Source organism: Rhizobium sp. P1_C7, from assembly GCF_056406295.1.
In genome coordinates this window covers 364281-381198 of sequence record NZ_JBFUAL010000002.1, presented here as the reverse complement: position 1 = coordinate 381198, position 16918 = coordinate 364281, and the positions used below count along the sequence as shown (strand labels likewise).

Below are 16918 nucleotides of genomic sequence, written 5' to 3'. Positions count from 1 at the left end.
AGAGAGCAACCAATTCGGCTCAGGCGAAGCTTCGACGCTTGGGCGAGACGGCTGGAGTTTCTTCGACCGCCGGCACGCTCTGCAGCACGCGCATCGCAGGCAGAATGGCAATGGCTTCGGTGCCTTCGCGCAACCTGGATTTCAGGAGGAACTGTCCGTCATGCTTGGCAAGAATCGCCTGCACGATCGGCAGGCCGAGGCCGGTACCCTGTTCGGCGCTCTTGATGGCAATGGAACCCTGACCGAACGCCGACAGAACGACCGGGATTTCCTCCTCGGGTATACCCGGGCCATTGTCTTTGATCGAGATGTATTGGCCGCCGCCTGCGGTCCAGCCGACCTTGACGTGGATTTCGCCGCCCTGCGGGGTGAATTTCACGGCATTGGACATGAGGTTGAGGAGCACCTGTCGCATAGACTTCTCGTCCGCCCAGACCGGCGGTAGCTCCGGTTCAAATTGCTGCGTTATAGTGATACTCTTGCCGCGCGCCCGCAATTGTACCATGCCGATGCAATCTTCGGAGATGTCAAGCAGGGAGATAGCCTCCTCGCTCAGTTCGTATTTCCCGGCTTCTATGCGGGAGAGGTCGAGGATCTCGTTGATCAAGTTCAGCAGATGCTGGCCAGAGCGATGAATGTCGTGTGTGTATTCCTTGTAGGTCGGGTTATTGAGCGGTCCCATCACCTCGGCCGACATAACTTCGGAGAAGCCGAGAATGGCGTTGAGTGGGGTCCGGAGCTCATGTGACATCGACGCGAGGAAACGGGATTTCGCGAGGTTTGCCTCTTCCGCCCGGCGGCGTGCCTCGTCGGACATCGACTTGGCGACCTCCAGTTCGGCGATCAGATCGTCCTTCTCGGATTGATAGGCCAGGATCCTGAGGTTCGATTTGAACAGCCGGTCGCTGATGTAGTGGAAGAAGACTACGGTCGTCGTTAGCGTGGCGGTCAGGGCGATCTCGAGGAACTCGCGCGAAAGTCCGGTCTTTGCAAGGAGCCCGAGCACGACAGGTGCGAATGTCACCAGTACGCAGGGCGTCAGCATGAAATTCCACATCGCCGTCACCGATAGCGCGATCAGCAACGTCGCCCCCTTGTACAGCACGAAGCTGGAGGGCTCGCAGGCCGTGCAGTCCTGCAGAGCAAAGACGGCCCAGCAGCAACCGACCATGAACTGGCCAAGCAACAGGACGCGGCGCCATTTCCGCGCGCTGACGGCCGTCATCTCCTGTTTGCGAGCGCGCCGCGCGAGAAATACGTTTGCCGCATGAGCGGTCAGGGTGAGAAGCCCCCAGAGCCATATCTGGGCGTCGCCGGTAAAATAGATGCCGAGCGCTGTGACGATGACGACGAACAGTGGCACTATGGAGGCGCCCTGAAGCACGGCATTGATGTAGAGTACGAGTACGTCGCGATCGAAAGCGCCGCTTGGTGCATGACTCGACTGAAGGCGCTCACGCGTCAGCCGCACAGCCTTTGACACAGGCTTGTTTCGGTGACTGCGTGATTTGTCGACGATATTCTTATCGGTCGATGTGCTTACGCCGTTACTCATTGTACACGTTGAAGCTTGATCCGCGGATGGCTTCACCCTAAAGCGCAATTCTTAAGAATATGTTTGCCATTTTTGCCAACGATTTGTTTTTTAAGGAGGCGAAAGCGTGACGCGCGGCTTTCGGACGATACGCGACGGCGCGACTGCGCTGGCGATTCTGGCGTTCATCTGGCTGATTGCCGCAAAACTGAATGACCGGGTCGAGATTGCGCATACCGGCCGGTTCCATGCGGCAGACGGCGACAGCCTGGCGACCGGCCAGGAACGAATGCGGCTCTTCGGCATCGATGCGCCGGAACTCCGCCAGACATGCGAGCGTGCCGGCCGTGCATGGCAATGCGGACAGGAGGCCAAGCGGATGCTGCAGAGCCTGGTGGCGGCGTCCGACACGCGCTGTGTGGGCAGAGAGCGGGACCGCTTCCAGCGCCTGTTGGTCGTTTGCCTGGCCGATGGCGTGGATCTTAATAGGGTGATGGTGCGCAAAGGCCTTGCCGTGTCCTATGGTGCTTACGGGCAGGAAGAGGCGCAGGCGCGGACGGAGAAGGTTGGCCTTTGGGCCGGAGCCTTCGAGATGCCGCGCGCGGCGCGCGATCATGCGCGAGAAACGTCCACGTCGCGCGGAGGACTTGGTCTCTTCGGATGGTGACAATTATTCACAAACAGGACGAGCTCAACATGCTGCGGAGCGACATCGCGGCCTGCCGCATCTGTCGCGATGCGCCGCTGCGGGGCGCCGAAGACAGATTGCCGCATAAGCCGCGTCCCGTCGTCGTGCTTTCATCGAAGGCCAGGGTGCTGATTGCAGGGCAGGCGCCTGGGCTCAGGGTTCACGAGAGCGGCATGCCGTTCAACGACGCATCCGGCGACCGGCTGCGCGCGTGGCTGCAGGTCGACCGCGAGATGTTTTACAACCGTGACCGCTTTGCCATCGTGCCCATGGGCTTCTGCTTCCCCGGGTATGACGCCAAGGGCAGCGATCTGGCGCCGCGGAGCGAATGCGCGCCGCATTGGCGCCAGCGGGTTATTTCAGCAATGCCGCAGATTGAATTGGTGCTTGCCGTCGGGCAGTATGCGCAAGCATGGCATATAGGCGCCGAGCGTCGCCAGAACATGACGGAAACGGTGCGCGCCTGGCGGGCGACATTGTTCTCCAACCGCTCGCCGGCCATTCTCCCGTTGCCGCATCCGAGCTGGCGAAATACCGGTTGGATCAAGCGGAACCCATGGTTCGAGGACGAATTACTGCCGGTGCTGCGCGAACGCATCAAAATACTTGCGAACTGAAACAAAATTCTTCCAAACGGCCGGAATCGGGATATACAAAGAATATAATTCGAAGGGGCTTTATTCATGGACCGTCTCGACCGTAAGATCCTGCGTCTTTTGCAGGAAGATTCGACATTGGCAGTTGCCGATCTCGCCAAGAAAGTCGGTCTTTCGACGACGCCCTGCTGGCGTCGGATCCAGAAGATGGAAGAAGATGGCGTGATCAAGCGCCGCGTCGCCATCCTTGATCCCGAAAAGGTCAACACGAAGGTCGCTGTTTTCGTATCGATCCGCACTGCAACGCACTCGATCGAGTGGCTGCGCCGTTTCTCAGAGGTGGTTGCCGAGTTTCCGGAGGTCGTGGAGTTCTATCGCATGAGCGGCGACGTCGACTACCTCCTGCGCGTGGTTGTGCCCGACATTGCCGCCTACGACGCCTTCTACAAGCGTATGATCGCCAAGATCGAGATCCGCGACGTTTCCTCGGCCTTCGCGATGGAGCAGATCAAGTACTCGACACAGCTACCGCTCGACTACATGCTCCTCGACAACGCCAAGTCGAACGAGGACTGAGCTCAGCCCTTCAAGCGAGCGAGTATCTTGTCGCTCGCCAACTCCCTGACGGCGTCCTTGCCGATCCAGTGGGCCGTCTTGTCGGCGCTGGCAGACAGACGTTCCGCTAGAGATAGCGCAGGGGCGTGGCAACCGCGGTTGCGCTTTCCTATGTTTCGGAGTGCCCAGTTGACCCCCTTGCGCACGAAGTTACGCGCGTCGCTTGAATGGTTTTCGATCAGCGGCAGCCAGGCCAACAGTGTCTCGTCCGGCTCCTTCTTCAGGTGAACCGCCGCGCCGGCTATCATCGCGAAAGCAGTCCGCCGCACGAACTCGCGTTCGTCGGCGGCAAAGTCAGCGATGAGGGGCAGGAGACGAGCCTCGACGAAGAGGTCGGCAGCGGTATCGACGATCTCCCAGGAATTGAAATCGTTCGACCATCGCCGCGCGGTGTCCTCGGTGATGGTCTTCGGATCCGCCGTGTAGAGCGCAAGTATGCGCGCCTCACGGATGTTGCCAGCCCAGAGTTCGAGCGCCCGCGCATGATCCTTCTTTGCCATGCGGGCGATCTTTTGGAGATCAGGATTGGAAATGCCTAGCGCCGTTTCGGTGACAATGCCGAAACGGGCCATGCCGGCGATGTTCTCCTGCGAGCGCAGCGTCTGCAGGTGCGCGATCAGTTCGGCTGCGCTCGCGGAGGGACCGATCATTTTTCGAGGCGGGCGAGGAGGGAGGACGTATCCCATCGATTGCCGCCCATCGCCTGGACATCTCCATAGAACTGGTCGACGAGAGCCGTGACGGGAAGCTTGGCGCCGTTACTGCGCGCTTCGTCGAGCACGATGCCTAGATCCTTGCGCATCCAGTCAATGGCGAAGCCGAAGTCGTATCTGCCTTCGTTCATTGTCTTGTGACGGTTCTCCATCTGCCAGGAACCTGCCGCGCCCTTGGAGATTACCTCGACGACTTTCTCGATATCGAGACCGGCGCGCTTGCCGAAATGGATGCCCTCGGCAAGACCCTGGACGACGCAGGCGATGCAGATCTGGTTGATCATCTTGGTGAGTTGGCCGGCGCCCGGCGCGCCCATCAAGCCCACCATGCGGGCGTAGGCGTCGATCACCGGCTTTGCCACATCGTAGGTTGCTTCATCGCCGCCGCACATGACGGTGAGGGCGCCGTTTTCTGCTCCGGCCTGTCCGCCGGATACCGGCGCGTCGATGAAGCCGATTCCCTTTCCTTTGGCAGCGGCGTAGAGCTCGCGCGCGACGTCGGCGCTTGCTGTCGTGTTGTCGATCAGGATCGCGCCTGATTTCATCGTTTGCAGGACGCCATCCTTGCCCGAGGTCACCGAGCGGAGATCGTCGTCGTTGCCGACGCAGGTGAAGACAAAGTCTGCATCTTTGGCTGCCTCTGCCGGTGTCGGTGCCGACTTGCCGCCGAATTTCTCTGCCCAGGCGGCGGATTTTGCGGCGGTGCGATTATAGACCGTGACGTCGTGGCCGCCCTTCACCTTGAGATGACCCGCCATGGGAAACCCCATCACGCCGAGACCGATGAATGCGACTGTTGTCATGTGCCTATCCTCTGAATGAATGTCAGGCACGAGGATTAGCGGAAAGAGGGGCGGGCGAAAAGCTGTCGTCGGCGGCTAAGTGTTCCCCGACTTGGAACAGAATTCCGCGAAACTGGAAAAATCGGGTCAGGAAAGTTTCAACGATGGCGAAGATCACAAATAAAATTGTCGATCTAATTGATGGAATTAATCAGTATTTGATCATCGCAAACGAAGCGCGTCGGCTGAGCCAAACCGGCACGATACGCAAAAAAAGGGGATTGCCATGATTTCACGTCGTCAGACATTGGGGCTTTTTGGGGCATCGGTAGCGACTCTTCTTCTGCCTGCGATCAAACCCGCCCGCGCAGCCGCCACGGAATTCCGCATCGGCTGGCAGAAGAACGGGGTGCTGGCGCTTGCCAAGCGGCGAGGGACTCTTGAGAAGCGATTCGCCGACAAGGGGATCACGGTCAGCTGGTCCGAGTTCACCTCGGGCCCGCCTCTGCTCGAGGCGCTTGGCGCAGGCGCGCTCGATTTCGGCGCGACGGGCGACGTCCCGCCGCTATTTGCGCAAGCAGCCGGGGGCCACCTTTACTACGTCGCCACCTATCGCGGCAGCCCTGCTGGCTCAGCCATCGTGGTTCGCAAGGAATCGGCGATCAAGACGGTGGAAGACCTGAAGGGCAAGAAGGTCGCATTCAAGCGCGGATCGAGCGCCCATAACGTCACCGTCAAGATTTTGCGCAAGGCGGGACTTGGTATAGCCGATGTCGAGGCTGTCGATCTCTCGCCGCCGGATGCAGCCGCCGCCTTTAAGAACGGTAGTATCGACGCGTGGTCGATCTGGGATCCATATCTGGCGATTGTCGAGGCCGACCCCGATACGCGTATTCTCTCGACGGCGGAAGGTATCGTCGACTCCTACAGCTATTTCCTTGCGAATGCCGAGTTCACCGATGCGAACGGACCGGTGGTCGTCGATGTCATCGATGAACTTGCGAAGGTTGGGCGTTCAGCCCAGGGCAATCTCGAGGATACGATCAAGGCGCTTTCGGAAATCACCGGCGTTCCCGCCGACGTGACGCGCGTATCGCTGACCCGACCGGGCGCCGACCTTGGCAGTGTTGCGACTATCTCCGACGAGGCGGCAGCCTACCAGCAGGCGCTGGCCGACGAATTCTTCAGCCTCGGCATCGTGCCGAAGCAGCTGAAAACCAGTGATATCGTCTGGCGCCCGAAGGCCAGCTGACAACGGACGCACGATCATCGGTTTTCGCGACCCGCGGCACAGGGACATCCTGGATTGCACGGGGAGGGAAAAATATTCTCCGAAATTGAGCAGAATAGAAAACTGATATTGTCGATCTAATTGGTCGTCTATGTCACTATTGCCTCATGAAACGAGCGGCCGAGCGCAAGAGCGGTCAGCTGGCAGGAGAGGGATACGCGATGTTGACCCGTAGACAGACATTCGGCTTGGTCGGTGCCGCGGCGGCGACGGCGCTCATGCCGCAGATGCGGCCCGCGCACGCCGCCGATACCACGTTGCGCATCGGCTGGCAGAAGTTCGGCGTGCTGGCGCTGGCAAGGCGTACGGGTGCACTGGAAAAGCGACTGGAAGCCAAGGGTGTCAGCATCGAGTGGAACGAATTCACCTCCGGCCCGCCGCTGCTCGAGGCCGTCGGCGCCGATGCACTTGATTTCGGCGTGACCGGTGATGTGCCACCGCTTTTTGCACAGGCTGCCGGCGGCAACCTGGTGTACGTTGGCGCCTATCGCGGCCCGGCGGCGTTTCACGGGCTGCTCGTCCAAAAGGATTCGCCAATCCAGACGATCGAAGATCTTAAGGGCAAGAAGCTTGCCTACAAGCGTGGTTCCAGTGCCCATAACTTCGCGCTGAAAGTGCTCGCCAAGGCCGGACTCACTCTGTCCGACATCACGGAAGTCGACCTTCCGCCGGCGGATGCGGGTGCGGCCTTCAAGAACGGCGCGATCGATGCCTGGGCGATATGGGATCCATTCTTCGCCGTTGCCGAGGCAGATCCGCAGACGCGCGTCGTGACAACATCCGAGGGGTTGCTGGACAACTGGGGCTACTTCCTCGGAAACGGCACGTTCACCGCCGCGCATCCCGATATCATCGCCGATGTCGTCGACGAGCTGGCGAAGGTCGGCGCTGCGGCGCAAGCGGATCTCGACGGCTCCGTCAAGACGCTCTCCGAAATCACCGGCGTTCCTGCCGACATCACCCGGGTCACGCTGACGCGCAGCCAGGCCGACCTCGGCAAGGTCTCGTTCTTCCCTGACGCAGCACTTACCTACCAGCAGGCGTTGGCAGATGATTTCTACAAGCTCGGCGTCGTGCCGAAGCAGCTCAGTGTCAGCGACATCGTCTGGCACCCCAAAGCGAGCTGAACCCTTTTTCCTGACACACGAGGATCTCTTCCCATGACCGCCCAACACGATCCAATCAACTTCCTGTGGTTCATTCCCACTTCGGGCGACGGCGCCTATCTGGGATCCAACGAGCTGAACCGCGCCCCTGAGATCGGCTACCTCACGCAAATCGCGCAGGCCGTCGATCGCCTCGGCTACTCGGGCGTCCTGTTGCCGACCGGGGTTGCCTGCGAGGAATCTTTCGTGACAGCCGCTGCACTGGCTGCCAAGACCGAGAGGCTGCAGTTCCTCGTCGCTATCCGTCCCGGTACCGCATCTCCTGCCTATTACGCCCGCCTCACGACAACGCTCGACCGTATTTCCAATGGGCGCCTGTTGCTCAACATCGTCGTCGGCGGCAGCCCTGCGGAGCTTGCCGGCGACGGCATTCATCTGGCGCATGATGAACGCTACGCCCATGCCGATGAATTCTTCACGGTGTTCGAAGAGCTGCTGGAGACGGGCGTTGCCAGCTATGACGGCAAGTACATCAAGGCAACCAATGCACGCCTCGGTTTCCCCTCCGTGCAAAACCCGCGTCCGCCGCTTTACTTCGGTGGGTCCTCGGATGCCGGTATCGATTTCTCGGTCGGCCGCGTCGATAAATACCTGACATGGGGCGAGCCCCCGGCCCAGGTTGCCGAGAAGGTCGAGAAGGTGCGTGCCGCCGCCGCCAAGAAGGGCCGCGAGGTCAGCTTCGGCATTCGCCTGCATTTCATCGTGCGCGAGACGGATGAGGAGGCTTGGGCAGCTGCAGACCGCCTGATCTCTAAGCTCGACGACGAGACGATCCGCGAGGCGCAAGAACGCTTCGTCGCCGAGTCCGACTCCGTTGGCCAGAAGCGCATGGCGGCCCTTCACGGTGGCCGCCGCGACAATCTCGAAGTCTCGCCGAACCTCTGGGCGGGCGTCGGTCTGGTGAGGGCCGGTGCCGGCACTGCACTCGTCGGTTCGCCGAAGACGGTCGCCGCGCGTCTGCGCGAATATCAGGACGTCGGCATCGATACTGTGATCGGCTCGGGTTATCCGCATCTGGAGGAAGCCTATCGCGTTGCAGAACTGCTTTTTCCCGAACTCGGCATCACCCGCGAAGAACAGCGCCATGGCTTCCAGAGCGACTTCGGCAAGCGACAGGTCTTCGGCGGCGGCTCGCATGGCGGCAACCTGAAAGTGGTTTCCAGTTCCTGATCTGCTCTTCCCGCGCCGTCCGCCGATTGCGGGCGGCCCAACAACGATTGAATTCACGCGAAGGTTTGGCGTGAGGTCGCAGGTCACCCGCGGCAGTACGCAGAAGCGAGGAAAGACTTCATGTCGACATTCGATACGCTGATCAGCCGGGCGCTAACCGAACGAACAGAGGGCCGGGCGGGCTTCGCCGTTTCGCTGCCGGGCCGCGATACTCTGCTGCCATACCTGGTGCCCGTGGCGATCGTCGCGACGTGGCAGCTTGCATCCTCCGCAGGATGGATTTCTTCGCGCATCATGCCTTCGCCGGCCGATGTGGCGGTTGCCTTCTGGGCGACAACCGTAACCGGCCAGCTTCCGCATGACATCCTGGTGAGCGCCGCGCGCGCCTTTGCCGGGCTGCTGGTCGGCGGGGTGATCGGTTTTCTGCTGGGCATTGCCAACGGCGTCTCGAAGGTATCGGAGCAGCTGACAGATACAACGTTGCAGATGCTGCGCACCATTCCGCATCTCGCGATGATTCCGCTGGTCATTCTGTGGTTCGGGATCGGCGAGGAATCGAAGTTGTTTCTCACCTCGCTCGGTGTGCTCTTTCCTGTTTACCTCAACACCTATCACGGCGTGCGCAACGTCGACCGCGACCTGATCGAGATGGGTCGTGTCTACGGCATGGGCAGCTGGACGCTGTTCCGGAAGGTGATCTTTCCCGGTGCGCTCCCATCGATCTTCGTCGGCCTTCGCTATGCACTCGGGATCATGTGGCTGACGCTTATCGTCTCGGAATCAATCGCGGCGTCGTCGGGTATCGGCCACATGGCCAACAACGCCCGCGAGTTCATGATGACAGATGTCGTGGTGCTGGCCCTGGTGATCTACGCCGTGCTCGGCAAGCTCGCAGACGTCGTCGCCCGCGCGCTTGAGCGGCGAGCGCTCAAATGGAACCCGGTTTACCAGAAATAGGAGTGACGCCATGACCCTCACTGCGCATGAGCGTTTTCAAGGCGCTGCCGACGAGCCGGAATACGAAATCGATCGCGCGGCTCCTCTCGGGGCCGGTGCCGCGGCGATTACGCTGAAGGGGCTCGAAAAGAGCTTCGGCAGCAACCGCGTGCTTCGCGGTATCAACCTGCACATCCCGGCCGGACAGTTCGTGGCCGTGATCGGCAAGAGCGGCTGCGGCAAGAGCACGCTGCTGCGCATCGTTATGGGGCTCGACGAGCCCACCGCGGGCGAGCTGCATTTCGGAAATGCAGATGGAGCCGATACCGAGGCCAACGCCCGCATCGTCTTCCAAGAGCCGCGTCTACTGCCTTGGCTGAGTGTTGTCGACAACGTGGTCGTCGGGCTCGGCGACAAAATCGACAAGCGGCTTGCGCGCAGCGAGGCCGAGGCGGTACTTGCCGAGGTGCAGCTCGCGGAGAAGGCCAAGGAGTGGCCGGCGCGCCTTTCGGGTGGCCAGCGTCAACGCGTGGCGCTGGCGCGTGCGCTGGTGAGCAAGCCGGGCGTCCTGGCCCTCGATGAACCGCTCGGAGCGCTCGATGCCCTGACCCGGATCAGCATGCAAGAACTCCTGAACCGCGTGTGGCGCGAGCTTGGCTTCACGACGGTGCTGGTGACTCATGATGTCAGCGAGGCGGTGCAACTCGCCGATCGCGTCATTGTATTGGACGAGGGGCGCGTCGCGCTCGATCTGGCGATCCCGTATCCTCATCCTCGCCGTCACGGCAATCCGGCCCTCGCCGAACTGGAAGGTAGGCTGCTTGCCGCCATTCTTGGGACGGACGGCGGCCCGTGAGCGGACCGATGCGCACGGCCTAGTGAGCGGCGCCTGCCTCGCGTTCTACGAAAGTCTGAATCCGATCGATCAGGATTTCGGTTCCCTGCAGGCGTGAGCCGTTGTCGGCATAGCCGTCGAGGAACACGACCTGTTCGGTGAAGACCATCGTCGTCCCGTTGGCAGTCGCCTCTAAACTCACCGTCGTGAGGGACGCGGAAATACGGGTGTTGTCAAGTTTCATGTCATAGGCGTAGATGATGCGCGCGTTCGGGACGATGTCGATATAGCGGGCCTCGTAAGCATGGAGGACGCCATCGGTGTCGCTGACGTGATTTCGCTCGGCTCCGCCGATGCGGAAGTCGAGACTATACTCCAGCTGCACCCATTCGTCGTGGCAGGCAAACCATTGGCGCTTGGTTTCGGAGTTGGCCCAGGCCGCGAAAACGCGCGTGGCGGACGCCTTCACCTGGCGCTCGACGGTCAGCGTGGCGTGTTCGGCCGACGTGTTCTTCATGGCATTCTCCTCAGTCTGATTGTTCGTCTGCCAGGAACTGGTCCAACCGGTCGAAGGTCTTGTTCCAACTCGCCTTGCGTTCGACCAGCCAGCGCTCCAGGTCTGCTAGCGCCTCCTGCTGCAAGCGGTAGGTTCGTACCCGGCCGATCTTGACAGAGAGCACCAGGCCGCTTTCCTCCAGGACGCCAAGATGCTTCATGACCGTCGGTAGCGCCATGGAAAAGGGTCCTGCCAGCTCTGATACGGATGCGGGTCCGCGGCCGAGGCGATCGATCATGCCTCGGCGGCTGCGATCGGCGAGCGCGTGGAACATGCGATCAAGGCTGGCTGGCTCCTGTATCACTCGGCCGCGTCGTTCGGTCGGAAGCGGGCGGGCAGGCTCTCGCGATAGGGGTAGAATTTGAAATAGGGCATGGCTTCCCGCAGGACCCTTGCAAAGGAGGCACGCTCCAGCAGGTGTTGGTGATAGCCTTTCAGCCGCGGTTGATCGTCGCCGAACGGCACCAGCGTTTCGGCATAGAAGAGGGCAGGTGCGGCGGCGCAATCAGCAAGTGTGAAGCTGTCGCCGGTGATCCATGCGCGCCCGCCGAGTTGCCGTTCGATAATCTCGTACGCTTTCAGGAGCGCTCTTCTGGCATCGTCTGCGCGGCTCTCGTCGCCGTTCGGACGCAGGCGCTCGCTGACGATCTGCTGCATCGGCTCCTGAACGTATAGATCGAAGAACCGGTCCCAGAGCCTGACCTCCAACGCCTGATCGAACGTTTCCGGAACGAGTCGCACCGGGCCAGGATAGTACCGGTCGAGGTATTCCACGATGATCGATGTTTCCGGGATGGTGCGATCGCGAGCTTCGTCGCGCAGCGCGGGCATCTTGCCGAGTGGTGAGAGGTGCAGGAAGGCCGCTCTCGACGCTTCGTCACCGAGATCGACAAGGACGGACTCGAACGGCGTGCCGTTTTCGTAAAGCGCGATCAGAACCTTGTGACAGAAGGAAGCAAGCGGATGCTGATGAAGGACGAGCGTCATGCTGTCACCTTTGGTGCCATAGAGAAACTTATCTGAATGGCTAAGTATCAGGTTTCCGGCTCGTCGGCAATTGAGTAGTTTTCCGATTGGCTAAGTTATGTTCCTAGGCATGCGTTCGGCTGCGCCGAGGGTGTCAGGTGTCCAGGCGCTTGGCGGTCGCCGAGCTCATCGGACATTTCCTGCCAGGTGTGGCGAAGGCGACGGACATGCAGGTCGTCAGCGATCCATTCCATCAGATGCTCCATGCATGCCGTGATGGTGGCTGCGTTGGCGGTCACGGTTCGATATGCCCACTTGCGATAGGGCACCGATGGTTGTCGCTCCGACGGCGCGGTAGTCTGGTAAATACCGTAGGGGGGATTCGATGGAGTTGGATCCGATTGTAGGTTGCCGAGTTCTGGACATCGTAGATGCCGCACTCTTCCAACCTGAAGCGGGTTGCGTAGTCGATCCGTCGATGACGCCGACAGGGGTGACGAGCGTCACAGCGTGGAACTGGCCGTCGTCCATCTTCACCCAGGATATCTTGATGAAATTGCGGGGGCAATGGCGTGCAAGCGCCAGCCATATCCATGAAATATGCCGGTACATCGTCGCTTCCCGCCAGGAGGCCGCTGACTGCCTGCGGGGATCCTTGAAGGCGACCACAGAGGCGAATATCTCTTTTGTCCGCCAAATGATGGTGTAGGTGGAAAGGTCGAAATCGGCGAGGCTGCAGATGAAATTGCCAGATCGCCCCTACGACGGCGCCGACGAACGCCAAGGCCCCGATGATCTGGATCTGACTGAGGAAAGTTTCCGGCGGGCAGCAGGGGTTGCTGGGTGAAACACCACATCGAATAAAGGCAGCAGGCTTGCGTCATAAGTCGATTGTGCGCTGTCCATGAACTGCTCCCCCCGTGGTCCGGGGAAAGTCGGCGTTAAATGGACGTCAGTCCACCAACGAAACGCAATCAGTGTTTGCATTTACGGGGAATAGTGAATTCGGATGGATTTTGCGTGAAATACTCATCAAACCAAGCGAGCGATCACCAAATGGCCGGGGGTCGGCTTGCCCTCTTCCATGCGTACGTTGATGTCGGTGATCTCGATCAGTTCAAAACCGGTCGAAGTCAGACGTTCGCGGACATAGAATTCGGCGTGGGCAAAGCGCTGGTGTGGGCCAACCATGTAGCTGCGGCCCTCCAGGCTGGCATCCGGCAGGGTCTCGGAGGAGAAGATGAGCAGGCCACCCTGCATGAGGTTTTCGGCGGCGCCGAAGAAGAGAGGCTCGAGCGCGCCGAGATAGGGCAGCACGTCGGTTGCGGTGATGAGGTCGAAGGGCTCTTCGTCGTTGTCTTCCAGAAAGTCTTCCGCTTCGGCGACGAACAGCGTCTCGTACAAGTCCTTCTCGTGGGCGATCTCGACCATATTTTCTGAAAGATCGATACCGGTCATGTCCTCGCACAGATCGCGCAGCGTGCCGCCAGTGAGCCCCGTGCCGCAGCCGAGATCTAGCATGCGCTTGAAGGGGCCGAGATTCAGCTCCTGCAGGCGTTGGCGGACCAGCATGGGAACGTGGTAGCCGAGTTGTTCAACCAGAACGTCCTCAAAGACCTCGGCATGCTGATCGAACAACGTTTCGACGTAGGCATCCGGCGCCTTGGCCGGCGTTTCGCCGCGGCCCATGGCGGCGATTCGGACGGCTGCGCCGCCATGGTCGTCCGGATCGATTGCGAGGACTTCCTCATAGGCTTTCACGGCCGCGTCGACGTCGCCGGTCTTTTCCAGCGCCAGCGCCCGGTTGTAGGCTTCCGCAAGTGCGTCTTCATCGATCTTCTTCGCCATAGCAATTCACCGCCGTTCTATTTCTTGCGCAGCGTCTACGGTGACTGGCCTCCTTTTGCAATGGCTGCCTTTCCGCGCGACAGTCTACAAGGCTCGCTCGCCGGCGAGAACCGGCGGACATTGAATTTGTTCGAGGCCAGGCGCATGTCCGATGGATCTACGGCCGGGCGCTAGTTGATGATGAACTCGCCCCTCAGCGCGCGCCATTCGGTCGCCGAGATCAGCTTGCGATGAATGTAGCGCACCGAATGCAGTGGCCCGTCCAGTTTCTCCTGCCAGAACTTCAGGAAGCCGCGCATCTCCGGAAAGTCCGGGGCGAGGTCGTAGTCCTGCCATATATAGGTCTGGAGGATCGCCTTGTGATCCGGCATGCGGTAGATGATCTGGGCTGTGGTCAGGCCGTAGCCCTGAAGCTGTCTTTCCATATCCTTGTGCATCGTCGTCTCGCTTCTGTTCCCACCCGGCGCCTATTAGCGCCCAGTGAAATGGAACCATGACATGGTTAACCGAAGCTTGAGAAAATGCCAGTAAAAGGAATGTTAGAATTTAGTTTCAATGTGTTAGCAGCTGTTGTCGGAGAGTGCTGCCAACATTTTATCGCTTCAGATGGCGTGTCAGCCGGCGTTCGATCCAGCCCCAGAGGTGACGCAGCGCCTCGACCATGCTGAGATAGAAGATCGCTGCCCAAAGATAGGTCTGGTAGTCGAAGGTGCGGGAGAAGGCGTAGCGCGTCTCGCCCATCAGGTCGAGCACGGTGATGATGGCGACGACGGCCGATCCCTTGATGAGGAGGATGATCTCATTGCCATACGGGCGCAGGGCGACGATGAGGGCCTGGGGCAGAATGATCTTGACGAAAGCCACGGCCTTGTGAATACCGAGCGATGCGGCTGCCTCGTGCTGGCCGCGCGGCACGCTCTCGATGGCGCCGCGTAGGATTTCCGCCTGATAGGCGGCCGTATTGATGGTCATCGCAAACAGGCCGCAGTACCAGGCATCCCGAAAGAACCACCAGAGACCGACGGATTCGAGCTGCGGGCGGAACTGGCCGAGGCCGTAATAGATCAGGAACAGCTGGGCGAGCAGCGGCGTGCCGCGGAATACGTAGACATAGCAATAGGCCAGCCCGTTGACGAGCTTGTTCGGCGACATCCGCGCGAAGGCGAGCGGCAGCGAGAGAATGGCGCCGCAGACCACCGATATCACCACGAGGGTGATCGTTGTGAGGAGGCCATGGATATAGCGCGGGCCGTAGCGGGTAAACTTTTCGGGGTCCCACCCTTTGATCACCATTCCAACCAAAACGGCCGCGAGAAGGAACCAAAGACCGACGACGACGTAACCGATGACACGCCCACCCGTGATGCGCCTTCCCGTCTCCTTGGGTGCCGGCTGTGGCGGGATAAGCACTTGCGCATAGCTCATCTGCGGACCTCCGAGCGCTTCGCCCAGCGTTCGATATAACTGAGACCGATGGAGGAAATAACGGCGAGCCCAAGATAGATCGCGCAGGCGAGGGTGTAGAACAGAAACGCCTGCTTGGTGACCTTCACGGCGACACCGGTCTGACGCAATATGTCGGCCAGCCCTATGATCGAGACATAGGACGTGTCCTTGAGCAGGATCATCCAGAGATTGACGAGGCCGGGAAGCGCAATGCGAACGAGCTGCGGGAAAACGATGAGCATCATCGTGCGTCCACGGTGAAGGCCGAGGGCATCGCCCGCTTCGTATTGACCCTTGGGAATGGCGCGGAAGGCTGACAGCAGTACTTCGGAGCAATAAGAGGAAAAGACCACCGACAGGGCGATGACGCCGGCAAAGAAGGCGTTTATCTCGACGCGGCCGTCATATCCGAAGGATGCGAGCACGGATTGGATGAGGATCTGCATCCCGTAGTAGATGATGAACAGCGTCAGCAGTTCCGGCAGACCTCGAAAGATCGTGGTGTAGATGCCCGCGGCAAGGCGGATCGATTTTTCCTCCGATTGCTGGCCGAGCGCAACCGCGAAGCCGATGACGAGGCCGATCGGCAGCGTCACGAGCGCGACAGCGATGGTGATTTTCAGGCCGGCGGCGATCTCGTCACCCCAGCCGGTATCTCCGCAGGCAAGGATCGTCGAAGAGCCGAACCAAGTGAAAAGCCCCGCGGGTCCGCATAGCGGATCAAACACATATCCAATCCAGGCCCACAACGAGACCAGCGCGGAAAATAATCCGCCCATGCCACTTTTCCCCTCGCGGCTTTTGCCGCTTTTCTCTTGCGATCTTTGTCAAACAAAAATGGCGGAAGGGCAAGCCTTCCGCCATCACCTTTGTCAGCGGCGTACAGAATTTATCATTCGCCGTAAACGTTGAAGTCGAAGTACTTGTCCTGGATCTTTTTGTAGGTGCCGTCGGCGCGGATCGCGGCGATTGCGGTGTTCAGCTTTTCGCGCAGCGGATCGCCCTGCCGCACGGCAATGCCGGCGCCTACGCCGTTGATTTCCTTGTCGACGGGAAGAGTCGTCAGGATCTTACAGCATGCGCCGGCGTCCGACTTGACCCACTGCGAGAGCACTACGACATCATCGATGACAGCATCGACGCGGCCATTGGCGATATCGAGCTTGTACTCGTCGGCGGTCGGGTAGAGCTTCAGTTCGGTATCGGGAAGATGCTTTTCAGCATAGTTCGAGTGAGTCGTGGACGTCTGCGCGCCGATCGTCTTGCCCTTGAGGCCAGCCACGTCGGTCACCGTGGAGTCCTTTGGCACGGCGACTGCCGGCGGGGTGTTGTAGTACTTGTTGGTGAAGTCGACGAGCTTGGACCGCTCCGGCGTGATCGACATGGACGAAATGATCATGTCGAACTTCTTGGCCTGCAGGGCAGGGATGATGCCGTCCCAGTCACTGCTGACGATGGTGCATTCGGCTTTCATCTCGGCGCAGAGTGCGCGGGCGATATCCATATCGAAGCCGAGGAACTGGCCGCTGGCGTCGACATACTCGAAGGGGGGGTAGGTCGAGTCGGTGCCGATGACATACTTCTCGCCATCAGCCATTGCCGAACCGGCGAATAGTGACATCGCGGCAATCGACGCGGCGGCGAGAAAACGGGTGGAGATACGCATGATAGTCCTCTCTGTTGGTGACCGCCGGCCATCTTCTTGTTTTGCGGCAGCGGCCCGGATGGGGCGCTGCCTGGCAACGCCTTGCCGCGATAATCAAACTCTTTCTGAAA

The 16918-nt window shown here is 60.3% G+C and carries 22 protein-coding genes; 10 read left to right on the top strand and 12 right to left on the bottom strand.

Features of this window, described 5'->3' with window-relative positions:
- Window positions 1-19: 19 nt before the first annotated feature.
- Complete coding sequence (locus AC1D2R_RS04940; protein ID WP_477965313.1) at window positions 20-1555, bottom strand: sensor histidine kinase; 1536 nt, start codon at window positions 1553-1555, stop codon at window positions 20-22.
- Window positions 1556-1661: 106 nt separating this feature from the next.
- Between AC1D2R_RS04940 and AC1D2R_RS04935 the strand changes: the two genes are divergently transcribed.
- From AC1D2R_RS04935 to AC1D2R_RS04925, 3 genes are all read left to right on the top strand, one after another.
- Entirely contained in the window at window positions 1662-2201 is a 540-nt protein-coding gene (locus AC1D2R_RS04935) for a thermonuclease family protein (protein ID WP_477965311.1), read from the top strand.
- Complete coding sequence (locus AC1D2R_RS04930; protein WP_477965309.1) at window positions 2195-2839, top strand: uracil-DNA glycosylase family protein; 645 nt, start codon at window positions 2195-2197, stop codon at window positions 2837-2839. The genes AC1D2R_RS04935 and AC1D2R_RS04930 overlap by 7 nt, the downstream gene beginning before the upstream one ends.
- A gap of 66 nt (window positions 2840-2905) precedes the next feature.
- On the top strand, window positions 2906-3394 hold the full coding sequence (locus tag AC1D2R_RS04925) for an Lrp/AsnC family transcriptional regulator (protein WP_477965307.1): 489 nt from the start codon (window positions 2906-2908) through the stop codon (window positions 3392-3394).
- 2 nt (window positions 3395-3396) lie between these two features.
- Here the strand turns inward: AC1D2R_RS04925 and AC1D2R_RS04920 are convergent, their stop codons facing one another.
- Together AC1D2R_RS04920 and AC1D2R_RS04915 are read right to left on the bottom strand one after the other, a co-directional pair.
- Window positions 3397-4083, bottom strand: coding sequence for a DNA alkylation repair protein (locus AC1D2R_RS04920; RefSeq protein WP_477965305.1), 687 nt, complete (start codon window positions 4081-4083; stop codon window positions 3397-3399).
- Window positions 4080-4970 (bottom strand): NAD(P)-dependent oxidoreductase, encoded by an 891-nt coding sequence (locus AC1D2R_RS04915; protein ID WP_477965407.1) that lies wholly within the window; start codon window positions 4968-4970, stop codon window positions 4080-4082. The genes AC1D2R_RS04920 and AC1D2R_RS04915 overlap by 4 nt, the downstream gene beginning before the upstream one ends.
- Window positions 4971-5092: 122 nt before the next feature.
- On the opposite strand from AC1D2R_RS04915, the gene AC1D2R_RS04910 reads away from it, so the two are divergent.
- The 6 genes from AC1D2R_RS04910 to AC1D2R_RS04885 all read left to right on the top strand — a co-directional run bounded on the left by AC1D2R_RS04910 (window position 5093) and on the right by AC1D2R_RS04885 (window position 10347).
- On the top strand, window positions 5093-5218 hold the full coding sequence (locus tag AC1D2R_RS04910) for a hypothetical protein (RefSeq protein ID WP_477965303.1): 126 nt from the start codon (window positions 5093-5095) through the stop codon (window positions 5216-5218).
- On the top strand, window positions 5215-6180 hold the full coding sequence (locus tag AC1D2R_RS04905) for an aliphatic sulfonate ABC transporter substrate-binding protein (RefSeq protein WP_477965301.1): 966 nt from the start codon (window positions 5215-5217) through the stop codon (window positions 6178-6180). Before AC1D2R_RS04910 ends, AC1D2R_RS04905 begins: the two co-directional genes overlap by 4 nt.
- 200 nt (window positions 6181-6380) lie before the next feature.
- Window positions 6381-7346 carry an aliphatic sulfonate ABC transporter substrate-binding protein gene (locus AC1D2R_RS04900; RefSeq protein WP_477965299.1) on the top strand — a complete coding sequence of 322 codons (966 nt, stop codon included), beginning with the start codon at window positions 6381-6383 and terminating at the stop codon, window positions 7344-7346.
- 33 nt (window positions 7347-7379) lie between these two features.
- Entirely contained in the window at window positions 7380-8555 is a 1176-nt protein-coding gene (ssuD, locus tag AC1D2R_RS04895) for an FMNH2-dependent alkanesulfonate monooxygenase (RefSeq protein ID WP_477965297.1), read from the top strand.
- A 120-nt stretch (window positions 8556-8675) separates the two neighbouring features.
- Complete coding sequence (locus tag AC1D2R_RS04890; RefSeq protein ID WP_477965295.1) at window positions 8676-9512, top strand: ABC transporter permease subunit; 837 nt, start codon at window positions 8676-8678, stop codon at window positions 9510-9512.
- 10 nt (window positions 9513-9522) lie between these two features.
- Window positions 9523-10347: an ATP-binding cassette domain-containing protein gene (locus AC1D2R_RS04885; RefSeq protein WP_477965293.1), complete on the top strand. Its 825-nt coding sequence runs from the start codon at window positions 9523-9525 to the stop codon at window positions 10345-10347.
- Between the two features lie 19 nt (window positions 10348-10366).
- Here AC1D2R_RS04885 and AC1D2R_RS04880 read toward each other — a convergent pair whose 3' ends face one another.
- From AC1D2R_RS04880 to AC1D2R_RS04865, 4 genes are all read right to left on the bottom strand, one after another.
- Window positions 10367-10843 carry an SRPBCC family protein gene (locus AC1D2R_RS04880; RefSeq protein WP_477965291.1) on the bottom strand — a complete coding sequence of 159 codons (477 nt, stop codon included), beginning with the start codon at window positions 10841-10843 and terminating at the stop codon, window positions 10367-10369.
- Between the two features lie 10 nt (window positions 10844-10853).
- The gene (locus tag AC1D2R_RS04875) at window positions 10854-11156 is read right to left on the bottom strand and encodes an ArsR/SmtB family transcription factor (RefSeq protein ID WP_477965405.1); all 303 of its coding nucleotides are present in this window, start codon (window positions 11154-11156) and stop codon (window positions 10854-10856) included.
- A 26-nt stretch (window positions 11157-11182) separates the two neighbouring features.
- Window positions 11183-11869 (bottom strand): glutathione S-transferase family protein, encoded by a 687-nt coding sequence (locus AC1D2R_RS04870; protein ID WP_477965289.1) that lies wholly within the window; start codon window positions 11867-11869, stop codon window positions 11183-11185.
- A 95-nt stretch (window positions 11870-11964) separates the two neighbouring features.
- On the bottom strand, window positions 11965-12147 hold the full coding sequence (locus AC1D2R_RS04865; RefSeq protein WP_477965287.1) for a hypothetical protein: 183 nt from the start codon (window positions 12145-12147) through the stop codon (window positions 11965-11967).
- 86 nt (window positions 12148-12233) lie between these two features.
- On the opposite strand from AC1D2R_RS04865, the gene AC1D2R_RS04860 reads away from it, so the two are divergent.
- A complete protein-coding gene (locus tag AC1D2R_RS04860; RefSeq protein WP_477965285.1) occupies window positions 12234-12557 on the top strand; it encodes a hypothetical protein in 324 nt (107 codons plus the stop codon).
- Between the two features lie 323 nt (window positions 12558-12880).
- On the opposite strand, the gene AC1D2R_RS04855 is transcribed toward AC1D2R_RS04860, so the two are convergent.
- The 5 genes from AC1D2R_RS04855 to AC1D2R_RS04835 all read right to left on the bottom strand — a co-directional run bounded on the left by AC1D2R_RS04855 (window position 12881) and on the right by AC1D2R_RS04835 (window position 16808).
- Window positions 12881-13696: a class I SAM-dependent methyltransferase gene (locus AC1D2R_RS04855; RefSeq protein WP_477965283.1), complete on the bottom strand. Its 816-nt coding sequence runs from the start codon at window positions 13694-13696 to the stop codon at window positions 12881-12883.
- 170 nt (window positions 13697-13866) lie between these two features.
- A complete protein-coding gene (locus AC1D2R_RS04850; RefSeq protein WP_477965281.1) occupies window positions 13867-14133 on the bottom strand; it encodes an usg protein in 267 nt (88 codons plus the stop codon).
- A 157-nt stretch (window positions 14134-14290) separates the two neighbouring features.
- Window positions 14291-15121, bottom strand: coding sequence for an ABC transporter permease (locus tag AC1D2R_RS04845; RefSeq protein WP_477965279.1), 831 nt, complete (start codon window positions 15119-15121; stop codon window positions 14291-14293).
- Complete coding sequence (locus AC1D2R_RS04840; protein WP_477965277.1) at window positions 15118-15921, bottom strand: ABC transporter permease; 804 nt, start codon at window positions 15919-15921, stop codon at window positions 15118-15120. The genes AC1D2R_RS04845 and AC1D2R_RS04840 overlap by 4 nt, the downstream gene beginning before the upstream one ends.
- A 113-nt stretch (window positions 15922-16034) precedes the next feature.
- Window positions 16035-16808, bottom strand: coding sequence for a transporter substrate-binding domain-containing protein (locus tag AC1D2R_RS04835; protein ID WP_037061208.1), 774 nt, complete (start codon window positions 16806-16808; stop codon window positions 16035-16037).
- Window positions 16809-16918 lie beyond the last annotated feature (110 nt).

Coding starts and splice junctions, on each gene's coding strand:
- AC1D2R_RS04940 (WP_477965313.1), bottom strand. CDS start 1,555: ATGAGTAACGGCGTAAGCACATCGACCGATAAGAATATCGTCGACAAA.
- AC1D2R_RS04900 (WP_477965299.1), top strand. CDS start 6,381: ATGTTGACCCGTAGACAGACATTCGGCTTGGTCGGTGCCGCGGCGGCG.
- ssuD (WP_477965297.1), top strand. CDS start 7,380: ATGACCGCCCAACACGATCCAATCAACTTCCTGTGGTTCATTCCCACT.
- AC1D2R_RS04910 (WP_477965303.1), top strand. CDS start 5,093: ATGGCGAAGATCACAAATAAAATTGTCGATCTAATTGATGGAATTAAT.
- AC1D2R_RS04870 (WP_477965289.1), bottom strand. CDS start 11,869: ATGACGCTCGTCCTTCATCAGCATCCGCTTGCTTCCTTCTGTCACAAG.
- AC1D2R_RS04925 (WP_477965307.1), top strand. CDS start 2,906: ATGGACCGTCTCGACCGTAAGATCCTGCGTCTTTTGCAGGAAGATTCG.
- AC1D2R_RS04840 (WP_477965277.1), bottom strand. CDS start 15,921: ATGGGCGGATTATTTTCCGCGCTGGTCTCGTTGTGGGCCTGGATTGGA.
- AC1D2R_RS04930 (WP_477965309.1), top strand. CDS start 2,195: ATGGTGACAATTATTCACAAACAGGACGAGCTCAACATGCTGCGGAGC.
- AC1D2R_RS04920 (WP_477965305.1), bottom strand. CDS start 4,083: ATGATCGGTCCCTCCGCGAGCGCAGCCGAACTGATCGCGCACCTGCAG.
- AC1D2R_RS04855 (WP_477965283.1), bottom strand. CDS start 13,696: ATGGCGAAGAAGATCGATGAAGACGCACTTGCGGAAGCCTACAACCGG.
- AC1D2R_RS04890 (WP_477965295.1), top strand. CDS start 8,676: ATGTCGACATTCGATACGCTGATCAGCCGGGCGCTAACCGAACGAACA.
- AC1D2R_RS04885 (WP_477965293.1), top strand. CDS start 9,523: ATGACCCTCACTGCGCATGAGCGTTTTCAAGGCGCTGCCGACGAGCCG.
- AC1D2R_RS04875 (WP_477965405.1), bottom strand. CDS start 11,156: ATGTTCCACGCGCTCGCCGATCGCAGCCGCCGAGGCATGATCGATCGC.
- AC1D2R_RS04845 (WP_477965279.1), bottom strand. CDS start 15,121: ATGAGCTATGCGCAAGTGCTTATCCCGCCACAGCCGGCACCCAAGGAG.
- AC1D2R_RS04860 (WP_477965285.1), top strand. CDS start 12,234: ATGGAGTTGGATCCGATTGTAGGTTGCCGAGTTCTGGACATCGTAGAT.
- AC1D2R_RS04850 (WP_477965281.1), bottom strand. CDS start 14,133: ATGCACAAGGATATGGAAAGACAGCTTCAGGGCTACGGCCTGACCACA.
- AC1D2R_RS04880 (WP_477965291.1), bottom strand. CDS start 10,843: ATGAAGAACACGTCGGCCGAACACGCCACGCTGACCGTCGAGCGCCAG.
- AC1D2R_RS04835 (WP_037061208.1), bottom strand. CDS start 16,808: ATGCGTATCTCCACCCGTTTTCTCGCCGCCGCGTCGATTGCCGCGATG.
- AC1D2R_RS04905 (WP_477965301.1), top strand. CDS start 5,215: ATGATTTCACGTCGTCAGACATTGGGGCTTTTTGGGGCATCGGTAGCG.